Genomic DNA, 18,543 nt, shown 5'->3' with positions numbered 1-18,543 from the left:
CGGTGAGGCGCGGCGCCCGCGCCGGTCAGCGGGTCACGCTGGCGTCGGGGCCCGCGCCCTTCGGGGGCTCGTAGGGCTCGGGGCTCTTGCCGGCGGTCCTGAGGTTCACGAGCTTGTTGAGCAGGTCGAACCAGAAGGGCGCGCCGAGGGAGGCGGCGGCGGCGGTGATGAGGATGCCGGGGCTCACGAGCCGGTCGAGCACCCCGCGGATCCAGCCGACGATGCCCTGGCCGAGGAGCGCCGCGAGCCCCTTCCAGAGCGTCGGGAAGCTCATCTGCTCGGGGGCCTGCACGCCCCAGGTGATCTTGAGGTCGAGCCCGGTGAGCTGCCTGTGCGCGCCCCCGCCCTGGGCGAGCGCGGCCATGACGTCCTCCTCCGTGCCGCCGTCGAGCGGGGCGGCGCGGGGCGGCGTCTTCGCCATCTCCTGCGCCGCGGTGATCATGGCGGCGCGCACCACGGCGTCGCGCGAGAGGGCGCCCGCGAGCTTGATGCTGTCGGCGTTGAACCCGATGCAGAGGACGAGCGCCGTTGCGCTGATGATGAGCTGCGCGCGGCGCTTGTAGCGCCCGGCCGCCCGGTCCATGGCGTCGTTGAACCACCGCTCCAGCCGGATGTTGGCCTCGCGCACATCCCTGACCGTGCCGTCGACGATCGTGGCGAGGGCGCGACGGAGGTCGCTCTCCCCGGGCATGCGCGCGATGATGCTCCGCAGCTCGCCGAGCGGCGCGTCGTCGCAGCTCGGCGGCGCGGCGGACCCGGCCGGCGCGGGCGCGGCGGAGCCGGCCGGCGCGGGGGCGGCGGAGCCGGCCGGCGGGGGGGCGGCGCTGGCCGGCGGAGGCGAGGGATCCGAGGCGCTGTCCGGCGAGGGGATGGAAAGCGCGGAGAGAGGCGCGGAGCCCGCGGCGGTGGGGGGGATGGCCGCCGTCGCGGCGCCGGCCTGCGGGAGCGACGGGGCGCCGCTCCCGGACCAGTCGATGTGGCGCAGCGTGTCCATGAGCGCGGCCACGAACGCGTGCGACGGGATGTAGGACGGCCCCACCCAGCCGTACTTGAGATCCTTGATCAGCGGGTGTTGCCGGAACGCCGCCGCGAGCGGGCTCGGGGGCGGTCCCGGCATCAGCCGGGTGCGCACGAGAACGGCGGCGCCGCGGATCAGGCGCTTGATCAAGGGCTCGCGCGGGGCGACGCCGCGGGCGGCGGCCTCGTGGGCGGCGGCCTCGCGCGAGGCGAGCGACCGGAGGACGTGCGGGTCGAGCGCGCGGTCGGCCAGCAGGATCTCGATGCACTGCGCCAGGTTCAGCGCGCGCAGCCGGAAGACGCCGGCGAGCGCCTCGTGGATGGCCGAGCAGAGGACGCTGAGCAGGAAGAAGACGCTGACGAGGCCGATCGCGATGTCGAGGGTCGTTCCCATGGGCAGCCGGCTGGGCAAGGCGCGCGGCGGCGCGCGGCGCAGGCCGGCGCGCCTCGCGGCGCTCCCCCGGCCTGCGGGACAGGGAGGAAGAGATGGCCTTGCGAGCGCCCGCCCCCCCTCCGCGGCAGATCAGCATACGCCACGCGGCGTTCCGGATCGAGCGCGCTCGATGCCCCGGGATCTTGGTCTACCATCCCGTCCCCGTGACGAGCACCACGCTACCCCCCGAGTCACAGAGCGACAGCGAGCCGCAGCTGCGCACCTCCTGGGCGCAGGAGAGGGACGACCTCGACCGGACGCAGCGACCCAGGCGCGACCGGCTCATGCACGAGCCGCCGCCGGCGTCGCCGCCCGGAACGCTCGTCATCGACGACACGCGGCGGCCGAAGATCTTCGTCATCGACTACGACGCCGACATCGTGTCCGAGAAGGAGGTCCAGTCCCTGGACGAGTGCATCCCGTACCTCACGGACGATCGGCCCTCGATCACCTGGGTCGATGTCCGAGGGCTCGGACACAAGCCGACCTTCGAGCGGCTGGGCGAGATCTTCAAGGTCCACCCGCTCGCGCTGGAGGACATGGTCAACGTGCCCCAGCGGCCGAAGGCGGATGTCTACGGGGGCGAGCACGTCCTCATCATCTCGCGGATGGCGCAGGTCAATGAGCGCTGCGAGCTGCGCACCGAGCAGCTCGCGATCCTGGTCGGCAAGAGCTTCGTCCTGACCGTCCAGGAAGAGGCCGACTGGGACGTGATCGAGGTGGTGCGGGAGCGCATCCGCGTCGGCCGGAGCGCGGTGCGGCAGCGGGGCGCCGACTACCTGGCGTACGCGCTGCTCGACGCGGTGGTCGACGGCTTCTTCCCGGTGCTCGAGCGGCTCGGCGAGCGCATCGAGGATCTGGAGGTCGAGGTCATTGACGCGAAGCGCTCGATGTCGAAGCCGATCCACGACCTGAAGCGGGACCTGCTCACGCTGCGGCGCGCCATCTGGCCGCAGCGCGACCTGGTCAACGCGCTGCTCCGCGAGGACAACCCGATGATCTCCAAGGACACGCGGCTTTACCTGCGCGACACGTACGATCACTCGGTGCAGCTCATGGACATGGTCGAGACCTACCGCGAGCTGAGCTCGGGGCTCATGGATCTCCATCTTTCCGGGATGTCGAACCGGATGAACGAGATCATGAAGGTGCTCACGATCATCTCGACGATCTTCCTTCCGGTCACCGCCATCGCGGGCATCTACGGGATGAACTTCCACCACGAGAGCTCGCCGTACAACATGCCGGAGCTCGACTGGTATTACGGCTATCCGCTGGTCTGGTGCCTGATGCTGGCGAGCGTCATCGGCCTGCTCACGTACTACCGCCGCAAGGGCTGGCTCGGGAAGGACGGCGACAGCCGCTGACCTGCGGCAGCGGCAGGGGGCGCGCCGGCGCTGCGCTGCGTCGAGGCCGCGGGGGGCGGCGCGGCGGGCCGGCGGGGTGATTCGCAGGTGGACGGCGCCGGAAACGGCGCCGGAAGAAGACGGCGGGGATGGACGGGGCAGGCGTGGAGAGGGGAGGGGTCCCACGGAAGGCGCACCGGAGGGGACGCGCGCGTCGCGCCCGCGGAAATGCGTCGCATTGAATTGGTCGCGCCCGCCGGCGGCGGTATACTCTCTCGGTTATCGAGATGAGGATTCGCGAACGCTGGATCGCTTGCCTGCTCGTCGGTGGAGCGGCGCTCCTCGGCTTCGCCTGCTGGAAGGGGAGCCTCTCCGCCGCCTCCGACGCCGCCGCCGGCCTGGAAGGGCCGTCGGGACGCCTGCGCTTCGAGAAATCGCTCGACGTGTCGGTGTTCCAGCGCGGGAACATTCACACACACACGTCGCTGAGCGACGGTGACAGCGAGCCGCGCGAGGTCGTCCGCTGGTACCGCCAGAACGGGTATGCGTTCGTGGCCCTGACCGACCACAACCATCGGGTCGATCCTGCGATGTTCCAGGGGCTCCAGGCGTCATCGAATTTCGTCGTCATCCCGGGCGAGGAGATCACGATGACGGCGGAGGGGCGGCCTGTGCACGTGAATGCGCTCTGCGCGCAGGGGACGATCGGCGGCGGGAATTTCCCCACCAAGGGCGAGGCGCTCCGGTGGGCGATCGAGCGCGTGCGGGCCGAGGGCGGCGTGGCGCTGATCAACCATCCGAATTTCGACTGGGCGCTCTCGGCGGCCGACCTCCTGGGGGCGCCTCGGGCGGAGCTGCTGGAGATCCACAGCGGGCACCCGTACGTGCACACGGACGGGGACGCGACGCGGCCGTCGCACGAGGCGCTGTGGGATACGGTGCTGACGGCGAGGGGGGCCGCCGGTGGGGCGATCGCGGGGGTCGCGGTGGACGACACGCACCAGCTCGTGCCCGGGTCGAGCGCCCCGCCGTCGGGGCCTGGCCGCGCCTTCATCGAGGTGTTCTCTCGCGAGGTGTCGAGCGCCGCGATCTGCAGCGCGCTCGCCTGGGGCCGGCTCTATGCGTCGACGGGCGCGAGGCTGCGGAGGATCGCGATCGCCGACGACGCGTTCTCGGTGTGGCCGAAGGCGCCGGACGCCACGGTCGAGTTCATCGGGGCCGGCGGGCGCGTGCTGGAGAAGCAGCGGCCCGTGGCGGGGCGGGCGACGTACCGGCTGCGCGGGGGAGAGCGGTACGTGCGGGCGCGGATCACGCGGCCGGACGGGAAGCGGGCGTGGACGCAGGCGTACGCGGCGGTGGAGTAGGGGAGAGGCGCTTCACCGCCGCGGTGGGCCGACGTCTCCAGCAGCGATTCGCTCACGAGAGTGGCTCTCGCTGGGACCGTGGAGCGACGAAGCTGCCAATTGACTTGGGATCGCCGCAGCGAGTATCTCAGAGTGCGTGCGTCGCCTGATCTCCTGGATGTTGCCATGCGCTCTCGCGCTGTCCGTCGCCGGTGTCGGGAATGAGGCGAGCGCGGACGAGCCCTACGCCGATCCGGACGCGCGCGCGGCGTCGATGACGGCGGGGCTGCTGCGCCGCGCCAGGCAGGCGCAGGCGGCGGGGCGGCTGGTGGCGGCCGCGGCGACCTACGAGCGGGCGCTGGAGGCGGCGCAGGCGGCGTGGACGACCGACGCCGAGCGGGCGACGATCGCCGGGGAGCTCGGGCTGGTCGAGCTCGCGCTGGGGCGGCATCGGGACGCGGCGAGCCACCTGGCGCAGTGCCTCGAGCACCGGGGCGTGATCAGCGGATGGCTCCGCGACCGGGTCGATGATGGCCTGCAGCGCGCCGCGAAGCGCGTGGCGACGGTCTACGTGACGACCAATCCGCCGGGCGCCGAGGTCCTGATCGACGGGCAGGCGCTCTACCCGCCGGAGCCGGTCCACGAGGCGTTCGTGGAGCCGGGGGAGCACACGGCGCGGGCGCGGCTCGAGGGGCACGAGGAGGCGGTGAGCTCGTTCACTGCCGAGGCTGGCCTGACGCACCCGATCGTCCTCAAGCTGCGGCGCCTTCCGGAGCGCGTCGCGCGCGCGCCGGAGGCGGCCCCTGCGGCGCCGCTCTCGGCGGCTCCGGCTGCGCCTCCGGCCGGGTCGACCTTCCCGCTGGCGGAGCTGCGCATCGGCGGGGTGGCGCTGACGACGGCGACGGTGGCGGCCGGCACGGTCTTCCTCCTGCGGTCCGGCGTCCTCCGCGACGACCTCGCCGCGCAGGAGGCCTCGCTCCGCCGCGGGGGGTGGGACCCGTCCGCGTGTGGGGGGGCGGGCGCGCCGCCGGCCTGCGCCGAGCTCCGCGACACGGCCGAGGCGCGGGACCTGTTCCGCGAGCTCGGGGTGGGGACGCTGGTGGCGGGCGGCGTCTTCGCGGCCGTGACGGCGGCCGCGTTCCTCACGGATCTGTCGTATCTGGCGAGCGAGCCGGCGCGCCAGGGCGTCCGTATCGTGCCGGTGATGACGGCAGAGCGGGCAGGGGTCTTCCTTCAGGGCACGTGGTGACAAGGCACGTCCTGGTGTAGCGACGCTGGCCCGCTGCGCGCCGGAGGTCGTCGTGAGCCGGGCCGCGACCTTGACACGAACGTCGATAGTCGATCTCGCACGGAAGCTCGCCGCTCCCGTCGCGGCGGTCGACCCTGCCCGCGTCGCCACGCTATCCACCGTTCGCGCGCACCGACGCCCGGCGAATCCACTTCGTTCGCGCGCGCCGGCGCCGGGCAAACGCCCGCCTGCTTTGGCGCAGATGGATTCCGGTTGAAGCAAGCACCGGAGCGCCGGCAGACAGTCTGGCCCGCTGGTCCGTCCGCAAGCACATGCATTGGGAGCTTGAAGCGGTCGACAGATTCTTGCTGTAAGCACGAGTGACTCTGGACGGTTTGCTTGTCTCGGTGCTTACATGTGCCGCTGTGGTTCCGGGGCGGTGGGTAACGCCGCCCGGAGACTCCTGCGCGCTGTGACGCGGCGGGGTGTCAGAGCCCTTTGGCTCTAGGCATGGGTCCCTGACCGGGACGATTCGGGAAGGAAGCGACATGCAGCAACATGGCAGCAGCGCCCAGGGGCGCGGTGCGGCGGCGGCGACGTGCGTGCGGCCGCCGGTTCGGCGGAAGATTGCGGGCTCCAGCTGGCTTCCGAGCGCGCCGCTGCGCAGCGCCTCGTGGCTGGGCGTCCTCTGTTGGTTGCTCCTCGCATGCGAGGACGGCGCTTCGCCGGGGGCCGGCAGAGCGTCGAATTCGTTGACCGCCAACGACGGCAGCACCGGCGTCACGGAGTGCGACAGCTACCTCGATCAATACGAGGTGTGCATGCAGGCGACGTTGCCGTCGCACCAGTTCACCCAGCAGCAGAACGGCATCCGCCGCCAGCGGACCGCGTGGAAGACGCTGGCCGAAAGCCCCTTCAAGAAGCAAGCGCTGGCGCACGTGTGCCGGCAGGCCATCACCACCGCGCGGGGAGAGTTTCAGACCTGCACCTGGACCGGCGGGCTGTGACGCCATGGGACCGACGATTGGAGCGCGCGAGGGGCGGTTACGCGGCCTTCGAGGGCGCGGCGCAGGGAAGATTCGATTCGTCTGTGATGGGAGTGAGCAGCTGACCAGCGAGCTGCGAGGAAGCGCACCATGCTGAATGTCATCGGTCGATCCAAGAGGGCTTGGACCACGTCGTTCGTTTTGATCCAGGCGCTGGGGCTCGCGGGGCCGATCGCCGCGCTGGCCGCGACATCGTCGCGAGCGCCGAGCGCGAAGGCGAGCGCGGCGGAGCCCAGCCTCCCGCTCGACGAGGCGCTGCGCGAGATCGAGTCCGCGAAGGCTGGCTTGTCTGGCGCTGCGGCGCCGGAGAGCGTGGCGCGGGATGCGGCGACGGCGCTCCCGGATTCGGGCGACGCGACGACCGTCGCGGCGGTGGCCTCGGCGCAGTGGCTCAACGCCCCTTCAAACTCGGATCCGAGCGCAGCCTGGTCGCTCTTCGACGGCGACGCGCGGACGACGCTGTCCTCGCCCTCGGGAGCCCCGATTCGCGTGGAGGTCCGCTTCGCCGAGCCCACCTGGATCCACCAGGTCAGCGGCTTCGGGTGGACCCGGGGCGCACTGACCATCACCGTGGATGGCGCGGGGGGCGAGCGCGTCCTCGAGGGCGTGGAGCAGCGCCCGCTGGAGCTGTCGGGCGCCCTCGCCCCGCTGCGCATGCCGCTGCCCGTCCTGGCCGAGCGGGCGCTCGTCGAGTGGCTCCCCGGGGATGAGTCCGGTCTCGCGGAGCTCGCGTTCTGGGGCGCCCGCGATCCGGTGGGCGTGCTGCCGGAAGCGCAGTGGGCCGATCGGGTGACGAGCAACGGCTTCCCGGGTGCGCTCGTCTTCTCTTCGGATCGCGCCACGGCGCGAATCGGCGAGGTCGGTAAAGGCGCGCAAACGTTCGATGTCGACGTCTTCGCCGAGCCGCGGTCGCTGTCGCGCGCGTTCCTGGTCTACGAGCTCGAGGGCGTGTCGCACTGGAGCGGGGTGCCGCGCAGCATCAACGGAGCGGCCGAGCGCGCGTCGGCGGCGCTCCCGCCGGCCAGCGCCAGGTCCGGTCTGCAGGTCGAGGAGATCAACCCCGCGTGGCTCAAGCAGGGCGTGAATCAGGTGGCGTTCGGGGCGCCGCGGAGCTCCGTCGAGCACGGCTCCGCGTCGAGCTACGGCGTGAGCCACGTGCGCGTGGTCGGCATCCCGCACGGCGGCAGCTACGCTGCGGTCTCCCCCGCCGCGCTGTCGAGCATCGCAGGCCGCGCGCCCTCGGCGCAGGCGACCCAGCTCGGGACGGCCGCGTTCGCCGATCCCTCGGCCCCCCACACGCTCGGCTTCCGCCTGACCGAGCCGTCGGACGGCAAGCTGGTCGCCATCGCGGGAGGAGGGAAAGAGCGCCTCGAGATCCCGCTTCGAGGCCTCTCGCCCGGCTGGCATCAATGGGACGCGGCAGGTGTGTTCGCGACGCTCGACGCGGTTCGCTTCTCGCTGCACGGCGGCAAGGAGAAATCCTCGCCGATCGGGGATCTGCGCGTGGCCGCGAGCGCCTTGCCGGCGCAGGCGCGTCCGGAGCTCCGCATTGCCTACCCGCTGCACGGCGAGTGCGAGCAGGGGCGAGCCTACGTCCGGGGCTTCGTGCACGGCGCGGGCGCCGCGGTGACGGGCGTCAGCGTCGATGGCCGCGCCCTCACACCCGACGAGCTAAGCGGCGACGGGGCCTTCGAGCTCAGCGTCCCCGAGGCGCGGGGAGGGGCCGCGTGGTCGGTTCAGCTGCGCGCCGCCCTCGCGGATGGCTCCACCGTCGCTCGCCAGGTCGAGCTCGGGCCGTGCCTGGACAAGGGCGCGCTCGCGGCCGCGCCAGACGGCCTCACGCCCGACGTGGGTGCGCCCTATGGCGCGTGGGTCACGCCCGATGAAGCGAAGACACTGCACCACGCCGGCGCGACGCTCGAGATCCCGGCGGGGGCTGTCTCGGAGCCGGTGCGCATCACGATTCGACCCCTGACGCGCGATCAGGCCTCGCCCCCCGGGAGCGGGCTCGTCAACGTGGTGCCGGGCAGCGGCAGCTTCCGCTTCGGCCCGGCGGGGCTGCGCTTCAAGCGGCCCGTGCGGCTCACGCTGCCGTTCGACCGGGAGGGCATGCCGCCTGCGGCGACGATGCAGAGCATCTCGACCCTCTACTTCGACGTGCCGTTCGGCCTGTGGCGCGCGATCCCCAAGGTGGCGGACGCCAGCGGCGGCGTGATGGTGAGCGAGACCGACCACTTCACCGAGTTCATGAACGCCACGCTCCCGGCGCCGGACGCGCCGGGTCCGAAGAACACGCTGCCCGATGAGATGAACGGCATCGAGCTCGGCAGCCCCTCGGCCGGCGTGGACCTGATCGAGCCGCCGAGCGCGAACCCGCAGCGCACGGCGAACCTCGGCTACCCGCTGCGCGTGCCGCCGGGCCGCAACGGCCTCGAGCCCGATCTGGCGCTCACGTACTCGAGCGCCCGTGGCAACGGCTGGCTCGGCGTCGGCTGGGACCTCGAGATCTCGAGCATCCAGCACGACACGCGCTTCGGCGTCCCCGACTACGATGGTACCAGGATCCAGAATGATCACCCGGGCTCCGTCGCGGGCTCGGTGCGCTACGCGCTCGACGGCGCCCAGCTGACCGCCGTGGGCCCCGCCGCCGGCGGCACGCGGTATGAGCGCCGCGTCGAGGGCGCGTTCCAGCGCATCCTGCAGTTGCCGACCGGCGAACCGGGGATCGTTTACTGGGAGGTGACCGACAAGAACGGGGTGAAGTCGGTCTACGGCAAGACAGCGAACGCGCGCCTCGCCGACCCCAGCGACGCCAGCCGCGTCTTCAAGTGGAACCTGGAGTACGCCGAGGACCGGTTCGGGAATCGGATCGTGTTCAAGTACTTCCACGACGAGCAGACGATGTCCGGCGTCTCGATGCCGCAGGTCTATCCGAAGAAGATCTGCTACGGCGCCATCGCCTCCGAGGATGAGGTCGACTGCGACGGGACGTACAACGTGAGCTTCGTGCTCGACGCCGCCGAGACCCGGCCCGACCGCACCGTCGACGCGCGGGCCGGCTTCCCGATCAAGACGTCGCGCCGCCTGGAGAGCGTCGAGGTCGGCTTCGGCGACACGATCATCCGCAGCTACGACCTCCGCTACAAGCTCGGCGCCTTCCAGAAGACGCTGCTGGAGGAGGTCGGCTCGCTCGGCACCGACGGCACCGAGCTGTACAAGCACGACTTCGAGTACGAGGAGCCGCCACAGGACCCCTTCGCGGAGCCTGAGGTGTGGGGCACGCTCAAGTCGAGCTCGGGCCTGAGCACGGACTTCGGGCTCTCCCGGACGAAGGGCTCGAGCTTCGGCGGCGGCGGCGGCATCGGCGTGAAGACCCCGGTCATCTCCGCGAGCGCGAGCCTCGGCGGCTCCAGCGGGCACAGCCGCGTGCGCCGCTCGCTGCTGGATGTCAGCGGCGACGGGATGCTCGACCTCCTCAGCGGCCCGAGCAGCAGCGTCAACACGGCGCCTCGCCTCCTGCCCCCCTTCGATCACCTGAGCTACAAGAGCATCCCAGGCGTCGGAGAGAACTCGCTCGGATACACGAGCACCGGCGGCTGGACTGCCGGAGCGGGGATCTCCGTGCTCGGCGGCGCTCTCGGCCTCGGCGGTAGCCTCGCCCACACGGAAGCCGAGGATCGCCACATCCTCTCCGACATCAACGGCGACGGCTTCGTCGATCAGGTGTGGGTGAGCGACGGCGCCATCAAGGTCCGCAAGGGCGCGAAGGACTGTTTCGGAGAAGCGGAGACGTTCGGCGCGTACGACGAGTCGATGATCGCGTTCGCGAACGCCGACCGCCTGGAGAACCAGAAGAGCAGCTTCTTCCTCGTCGACCCGCTGGCGCGCTGGAAGGCGCCGTTCGCCGGCACGGTGCAGATCGGCGGCGCCATCCAGAAGGGCGCGGCGGGCGGCGACGGGGTCACCGTCTCCATCCTCAAGAACGACGCGCTCCCGCCGATCTGGACCCGGACGTTCGCCGGGGGCGATCTGGCGCCGTGCGTGCCCACCGCGGGCAACACCTGCAACGGCGCCACGCCGCTCCAGGAGCCGATCAGCGTCGGGGACGACCTCTACTTCCGCGTGAGCGCGGTCGACGACCCGCGCAAGGACCTCGTGCAGTGGTCTCCCGAGATCGCGTACCAGGGCATCCCGGCCAGCCGCGTCGACGACCGTGAGGTGTACGGCGCGTTCGTCTACCGCACGTCGCTGGCCGACGATTTCCGCCTGGTGGGCATGCCAAAGCGGCCCTGGATCCCGAACGCGCCGGGCGAGGTCAGCGTGGTCGGAGGCGGGACCAAGCTCTCGACCTCCGATGACGTCCAGCTCAACGTCTACAAGGTACCGTCCACTGCGACCACGTGGGCTGCGGCGCAGCTCGTGAAGAGCACCGACCTGGCCGCCGGCTTCGAAGGGCCGTATCAGGTCACCGCGACCGGCGTCCGCGTCGAGTCGGGCGACTTGCTCTACTTCGAGCTGAAGTCGGACTCGCCGGTGGATCCCGAGCGGGTGGGCTGGGAGCCGGTCGTCGAGTACACGCGCTACAGCCGGCCGGACCCGGAGGCCGAGGCTTACGTGGAAGGGGCCGTGCTCGGGTGCGGTCCCTCCGACGAAGATCCGGAGACGATCGTCTGCGAGATCGAGAACGATCCGACGCCGGAAGATCCGGTGCCCGTGAGCTTCATCGTGCAGCAGCCGGAGGTGAACATCGCCGTCTTCATGTGGCAGGCCGGCGCGCCGACGACGCCGGTGACGGCGGAGAGCTCGACCAGCGCGGGCACCTTCATGAAGGGCTTCACGAGCCACCCTGTGTGCGCCCTCGTGCAGGGCGTCAACAAGCTCTTCTCGAAGGCGTGCCTCGGCCCCACGGCGACCGGCCCCGCCACGTTCCCCGCTCCGGTCGGCATCACCCCGGGTGAGCCCATCTACTTCACCCTGATCTCCCGATCGCCCCTCACGCGCGTCGGCGCGACGCCCGGCGATGGCCAGGTGTACTGGGATCCCTCGACCGGAGGGGACCTCGCGCCCGTCAACGTCCGCTGGCTGGATCCGAACTTCGGCGACACCGAGGCGCCGGCGCCCACGCACGACATGATGGCGGGCGGATATCACCGGTGGTCGTTCGGGGACCATCGCGGCGACCAGACCTTCAGCGAAGCGGCGATCCAGCACGCGAACGTGAGCAGCGACACGGCGCCCTTCTTCTTCGCGACCATCTCCCGCGCGGGGATGGCTGGCGGCGCTGGTCCCGTGTACAGCACGCGTGGTCAGGGCAGCTTCGTGGGGCGCGGTCTGTTCTCGCCCGGCCGCACGAAGGCAGGCCGCGGCTTCTCGGGGAGCGGGGGCATCGAGGCGCTGCGGCTGTCCGACACGTGGAGCTACGGCCTGGACGCCAACGCTTTCAACGTCGGCGTGGGGATCGGCGCGGCCGACACCACGGGTGAGGTCGACTTCCTCGACATGAACGGGGACAACCTGCCCGACCTGGTGACGCGCAACGGCGTCCTGTTCAACACCGGCGGCGGCTTCACCTCCAAGCGCGCGGTCGACTTCGACGAGTTCCGCGAGGTCGACCAGGAGAGCATGCGCTTCAAGGCGAGCATGTCGCTCGGCGGCAGCGACGAGAAGGACCAGGCGGTCCCGGACACGGACACGCGCGGCCGGACGCGCGCGGTCATGTCCACGAGCTTCTCCGTCGGGCTCGACTACGCGGTGAGCTCCGGGAAGACGGAGCTGCTCGACATCAACCATGACGGCCTGCCGGACCGCGTATCCTTCAGCCCCGAAGGCGGGAACCCCGTCGTGCGCCTCAACACCGGGTACGGCCTGACGGCGCCGATCGAGTGGCCGAATCCGGACTGGAGCGCCAGCGGCATCGGCCTCCGCGAGGACGTGCTGAATGCCATCAACGTGATGGACGTCGAGACCGGTCCGAACGCGGCGCGCTACGAGGACACCGGCTCGCTCAGCGCGGGCGTCTCGGTCGGCGCGTCGTTCAGCGTGGGCGTCTTCGGGGGCGGCGGGCACGTCGGCGCGGGGTACGTCTACAGCATCAACCGCCAGGCGGTGGACTTCATCGACGTCAACGGCGATGGCCTGCTCGATCACGTCAGCCGGCTGCCGTATGACCCGCAGCTCCGGGTCAAGCTGAACCTGGGCGATCGCTTCGACGCGGAGCAGACGTGGGATCTTCCGCCGTGGCCGAGCGACGTGGAGGATGCATTCGCCACCGTCGGTTCGGACATCCTGAAGACGTTCGACACCACCAAGCGCAAGCAGGAGGCGCTGACCTTCTCCAGCTCGCGCGACTACAGCGCGACCTTCGACGCCGAGATATGCTACTTCTTCGTCTGCGGCAGCGTCTACGGCTTCTACAACGACACTGCAGGCGGAAGCGACGTGGCCTGGCGTGACGTGAACGGCGACGGGCTGGTCGATCACGTCGCCAAGGTCGACGGCCAGGCCCAGGTCCACGTCAAGCTGAACCAGCTCGGGAGGGCCAACCTCCTCAAGGCCGTCAATCGCCCCTTCGACGGCAGGTTCGAGCTCGATTACGAGCGGTATGGCAACGAGGTCGGCGACGAGGCGGAGCCGAGCGTCGACCTGCCGGGCAACAGCTACGCCCTCGTCTCGGTCGTCTCGATGGACGGCCGTGGCCAGACCCTCGGTCAGACCCTGGACTACACGGCCCCGGCGGGCGGAGCCGCCCGCGCGCAGACGGGCAAGTACGATCGCCTCGAGCGCGAGGACTACGGCTCGTCGATCGTCACCCTGACGCGCGGGGTGAAGGACAGCGAGGGCGAGTGGGTGGACGGCTCGGGCGACGGCTCGCAGATCGAGACGCAGTACTTCAACCAGGACTACTACCGTCGTGGGCTGGTCCATCAGACGATCGAGCGCGGCTTCACGCCGGGCGGCGATCTCGTCCCCTACACGCGCCAGACGTTCACGTACGAAGACCCGACGCCCGGCGGTGCGAGCGTGCAGGCAAAGCCGGATCCCATCGTCGGCTCGTTCTTCCCCGCGGAGACGCACCGCACGACGGAGTGGTTCGAGGGAGAGGCGACGGCGCAGAAGTCCACGGCGGAGCAGCGGACCTGGAGCTTCGACCACGGCGGCCTCGATACGCTCTTCGTGAGCGCCGACGAGGGCACCGCGGACGACCTGTTCTACAAGGTCGAGTACGACACGCGCGGCTTCAGCTATTCGAGCCCGAGCGAGCTGTACCTCGCGCAGCCGGACCGGGTGGTGGCGCGCAGCGGAAGCGCGTCAGGCGCCGTGCTGCGGGACCGGCGGGCCACCTACCACCCCACGACCGGCGCGCTCGAGACGTTCAGCCATCACATCACGGGGGGCGGCGTTCCGGGATCCAACGCGACGTACAACGACGCCGCGAGCACGGTCACGATCGAGCGGGATGAGTTCGGCAACATCCACCAATTGACTGATCCGAACGACTACGCGCTCACCTACCTCCACGACGCCACGGGGATCTACCGGACGAGCATCACCGATTCGTTCGGCTACACGTCCGAGAGCAGCCCGAACTACCTGTTCGGTGCTGTCGAGACCACGACCGACCTGAACGGCCACGGCACGAGGTACAAGTACGACGCCTTCGGCCGCCTGATCGCGGTGTGGGGGCCGAACGACTTCGTGGAGGATCCCGTCGCGCAGGAGGGCGTGGTCCCCACGCTGCGCGCCGTGTACGGGCTGCAGCCGGGGGCTCCTGCCGCGCCGTTCTGGGCGATCATGGGCCACAAGGACGTCTCCCGGAACGCGCCCACGACCCCGCCCCAGCTCCACGACTACGTCGAGACGGTCACCTTCATCGACGGCTTCGATCGCGTCATTCAGACGAAGAAAGATCTGGAGAAGGACTTCGGCGACCACACCGAGGTCGGTATGATGGTCAGCGGCTATATCCAGTTCGACGAGCGCGGGCGCCGGGAGGCGCAGGGCCAGCCCGTCTTCAGCACGGAGGCCGCCACCGCCCTGGTGGACGTATCGGACTCGGACGAACTCGTCACGACGTGGGAGTACGACGCCCTCGGGCGCGTGACCAAGCTGACGACGCCCGCCGATCCGGAGGACATCGGTCTGAGCTTCGTCGAGACCGAGATGACCTACGGCTTCGGGCTGGACCAGGAGGGAGTCCTGCGCTTCCGCACCACGGTCACGGAGCCCGACAGCGGGATGACCATCCAGCACCGTGACGTCACGGATCGCGTCGTCGAGATGATCGAGCGCGCAAATCCAGCGGATGGCACGCCGATCGTCACCCGGTACCGCTACAACCCGGTGAGCGACCTGCTCGAGGTCGAGGACGCTCATGGCAACGTCACGACCGCGACGTTCGACACGCTCGGGCGCATGGTGAGCCTGAACAGCCCTGACGCCGGGCTCATCGAGTGGGAGTACGATCGGGTCGGCAACCTGCGGGAGAAGCAGACAGCGAAGCTGCGGGCGTCGTCGCAGCGCATCACCTACCAGTACGACTACAATCGCCTGCGGCAGGTCACCTATCCGACGAGCACGCCGCGGGTCTACACCTACGGTGGTCCGTCGCTCGCGGGGGACGCGAACGGAAACGTCGCCGGCCGCGTCATGACGGAGACCAGCGAGGCCGGCGAGCGCACGTTCCGCTACGATCGGCACGGCAACAGGGTCCAGCTCCAGGCGACGTTCCCGCGGCTGCGGGAGCCGCACCGCGGTCCCTACCGCTACCAGGTCGAGCATCGGTTCGACTCGTTCGGCCGGGTGCTCCGCATCCTCTTCCCGGACCTGCGGGTCGGGACCAACCCCGACCAGATGCCGCTCGGCGATCCGAGCCGCGAGGTGATCAGCTACAGCTACGACGCCGGCGGCAACCTGAAGAGCATCCTCGGGTTGAACACGGAGATCAACGAGCAGCACCCCGACGAGTCGCCGAACACGATCTACCTCGCGCACATCGGCTACGACGAGTTCGGGCAGAGGGTGCGGCTCATCGCGGGCAACTTCATCGAGACGACGTACCAGTACAAGCCGCGCACGCGCAGGCTGGCCAACGTCAACGCGGACCATCGCGACCCGTTCCTGCGCCAGCAGAACAAGCCGGCGAGGCCGTTCCAGCGGCTCGACTACACGTACGACCATGCCGGGAACGTGACCGAGCTGCGGAACGACGCGCCGTTCGACAACCAGATGAACGGCAGCGTGCTCGTCGGCAACCTGAAGCACACGTACCAGTACGACGCGCTGGACCGCCTGACGCAGGCGGCCGGCGTGGTGCAAGCCAGGACCCATGAGAGGTATCGCTACACGCAGGCGTTCGAGTACAGCGACATCCACAACATCACCAGGAAGACGAACAAGAGCTTGCGGCAGGTGCCGGACTCCTCTCCGCGTGATGGAGAGGATGGCCAGGTTGACGGGTGGCGAGACGACCACGGCATCCCCGAGCAGACGTACGACGCGATCTACACCTACGCGGGGCCCCGGCCTCACGCGGTCACGAAGACCTCCGAGAAGCTCCATGTGGAGACGCAGCGCGACGATCGCGTTTACCAGTACGACGCGAGCGGCAATCAGCGGACATGGGCCTTCCGCGGCGCCACCCGCGAGATCATCTGGAACGAGGAGAACCTCGCGAGCGAGATCAAGCTCTTCAACCAGACCCGCTCGAAGAACCTCTACGATGGAGAGGGGCAGCGCGCGGTCTCGAAGCACGACGTCGTGGGCCAGGAAGAGACAGCGTACATCAGCCAGGACCTCACGATCCGCGACGGCCGCTACCTCACCAAGCACGTGTACGCGGGTGGGACGCAGCTCGCGTCCAAGATGGACAGCGCCTGGCTGAACCACCCGCCGACGCTGTACTTCCACACCGACCACCTCAGGAGCACGCAGTACTCGAGCAACGAAGAGCAGACGCTGATCCAGCACAACGAGTACTTCCCGAGCGGCGAGCTCTGGCGCGACGAGACCGATTCCCGCTACGAGCTGGCCCGCCGCTACACGTTCAGCGGCAAGGAGCTCGATATCGGCACCGGCCTCCACTACTTCGGCGCGCGCTACTACGACGGTCGCCAGAGCCAGTGGCTGAGCCCGGATCCGATGGTGGCGCAGTACTTCAGCGGGCAGCCCGCGCTCGGGGTCTACGCGCCGGTGAACCTCAGCCTGTACGCGTACACGGGCAACAACCCGACGAACTATGTCGATCCGAACGGGCAGTGGATCGAGTCGGCATGGGACGCGGTCAGCCTGGGGATGGGCGTGGTGTCGCTGGTCGACAACGTGCAGAAGGGCAACTGGGGGAGCGCCGCGCTCGACGCCGGCGGTGTGGCCCTCGACGCGCTGGCGCTGGCGCTTCCGGTGGTGCCCGGCGGTGCGGGCGCCGCGCTGAAGGCAGTCCGAGGCGCCGACAAGCTGAACGACATGCGCAAGGCCGTCGACACGGGCGCGGACGCGGCCAGGTTCGCCGCCAAGCACGGTGACGAGGTCGCGGACGCCGGCCGGCGCATGGACGATGTCGCCGATCTCGGCAAGCAGGCCGATAACTGCGTCGGCAGCATGTGCAGCGCTCCTGGGCTGTGCTTCGTCGCCGGTACGGAGGTGGCGACCTCGTCGGGGCTGGTGCCGATCGAGACCGTGTCGGTGGGCGACCGGGTGCTCACCTCGGACGGCCGGAGCGAGACGCTCGTCGACGAGAGCTGGCAGCTGGTCGAGCTCGAGATGCCGAGCCCGGCGGGGGCGAGCAATGCCATCGAGATCCGGCTGCTCAGGCCGCCGTCGTGGCTCGCGGCGAACGGGGTTGCGGTGGGGCGGACGGTCTGGCTGGCGTACGAGGAGATCTCGCTGGCCGGCGAGGCGCTGGTAAAGCGCATCGGTCCGGCCCCGCAGATCGCGGCCGGGCCTGGTCGGGTCGTGCTCAGCACGATCAACCAGACGGCGAGCGACGTCGTGCGCCTTCGCTTCAGCGGAGAGGGCGAGGTCGTCGAGGCGACGTCATCGCACCGGTTCTACTCGGTCGATCGCGGCGACTGGGTGAGGGCGGACAACCTGCAGACAGGCGAGCATGTCAGGGCCGCCACGGGCACGCTTGCGGTCTCCGGCGTGGATGTGCTACCGGGTGCGCAGCGCGTCTTCAACCTGGAGGTCGAGTCCGAGCATGAGTACTTCGTCTCCGAGCTCCGCGTCCTGAGCCACAACACCCAACCGTGCGGTGGGGGAGGTGCAGGTGGAGGAACTGAAGCTCGAAAGGTGAATCCGCGCGCCCTCCGCCCGACAGAGCAGCTATCCAGCAAGAGTCAGGCCGAGAAGATGAGCAAGCATATGGGTGGCGATAAAGGATTTGGTCCGTTCGATCCAATCGATGCGGTTGAAAGTGATGGAGCGCTCTACATCGTAGACGGCCATCATCGGCAAGCCGCGGCTATCAAGAAGAAGCTCACGGAGGTTCCTGTCAACGTTCGATCCCCCCATTCGCCTGAGGAGGCACAGGACTTGTTTCGAGGTTGGGCGTCTACTCTGGACGATAAGGGGTTTTGAGTGGCAGAGAACAACGCGGAGTACCTTGTTAAGCAGTTTGCGTCGCTCCAAGGACGGTTGGTGCGGAAATTTCTTGATAAGTATCGACCGAAGGATCGGGAGAGATTTCTCGATATCTCCAACGGATATCTGATGGAAGCCGGCGCATCGTGGTCGCACCAGCGTCACGGGGCAGGGGTTACGTTCGTCAGTTCGGAGGGTACTCGGGTAAATGCGCATGTCGCCATGGACGAATATCCTGAAGGTATCGATGGTGGGAGGCTATTTGAGTACTTAGAGTCAGTCGGGGTTGCGTCCGTGCATTTTGAAGCTATCGAGTATACCGTTGCCAAGCGTGAAATGGACAAATTGATGGACCAAATGGCGCGGAGTGGTCTGCTGCGACATGTCGTCTCATCGGGGCGCTTCGCTCACCGGCTGTTCGAGTTAGCGCAGGAATCACCTGTGTCCAAGAGCTGAATCGATCTCAGGCTTTCCCTTCCCCGACTACTTGGCCGAAGAGCCGAAGCGCGCGAGGGCGCGTAGCAGAGATAGCGGGACCTGGCGCTCGCATCGGTGG

At 69.5% G+C, this 18,543-nt stretch carries 7 protein-coding genes; 6 read left to right on the top strand and 1 reads right to left on the bottom strand.

Going from position 1 to position 18,543, the window contains the following annotated elements; genetic code table 11:
* Positions 1-25: 25 nt before the first annotated feature.
* Positions 26-1,411: a hypothetical protein gene (locus tag WME76_RS32250; protein WP_437956078.1), complete on the bottom strand. Its 1,386-nt coding sequence runs from the start codon at positions 1,409-1,411 to the stop codon at positions 26-28.
* A gap of 203 nt (positions 1,412-1,614) precedes the next feature.
* Between WME76_RS32250 and corA the strand changes: the two genes are divergently transcribed.
* The 6 genes from corA to WME76_RS32220 all read left to right on the top strand — a co-directional run bounded on the left by corA (position 1,615) and on the right by WME76_RS32220 (position 18,443).
* Entirely contained in the window at positions 1,615-2,817 is a 1,203-nt protein-coding gene (gene corA, locus WME76_RS32245) for a magnesium/cobalt transporter CorA (RefSeq protein ID WP_437956077.1), read from the top strand.
* A gap of 266 nt (positions 2,818-3,083) precedes the next feature.
* Complete coding sequence (locus tag WME76_RS32240; protein WP_437956076.1) at positions 3,084-4,160, top strand: PHP domain-containing protein; 1,077 nt, start codon at positions 3,084-3,086, stop codon at positions 4,158-4,160.
* A gap of 157 nt (positions 4,161-4,317) precedes the next feature.
* Positions 4,318-5,388: a PEGA domain-containing protein gene (locus WME76_RS32235; protein WP_437956075.1), complete on the top strand. Its 1,071-nt coding sequence runs from the start codon at positions 4,318-4,320 to the stop codon at positions 5,386-5,388.
* Between the two features lie 731 nt (positions 5,389-6,119).
* A complete protein-coding gene (locus WME76_RS32230) occupies positions 6,120-6,374 on the top strand; it encodes a hypothetical protein (protein ID WP_437956074.1) in 255 nt (84 codons plus the stop codon).
* A gap of 129 nt (positions 6,375-6,503) precedes the next feature.
* Positions 6,504-17,984 (top strand): SpvB/TcaC N-terminal domain-containing protein, encoded by an 11,481-nt coding sequence (locus tag WME76_RS32225; protein WP_437956073.1) that lies wholly within the window; start codon positions 6,504-6,506, stop codon positions 17,982-17,984.
* Complete coding sequence (locus WME76_RS32220; protein ID WP_437956072.1) at positions 17,985-18,443, top strand: DUF6896 domain-containing protein; 459 nt, start codon at positions 17,985-17,987, stop codon at positions 18,441-18,443.
* The last annotated feature ends 100 nt before the right edge of the window (positions 18,444-18,543 follow it).

The sequence above is a fragment of the Sorangium sp. So ce119 genome, assembly GCF_051524405.1.
Taxonomy (GTDB): Bacteria; Myxococcota_A; Polyangia; order Polyangiales; family Polyangiaceae; genus Sorangium; species Sorangium cellulosum_G.
This window is presented reverse-complemented; position numbering and strand designations above follow the sequence as displayed.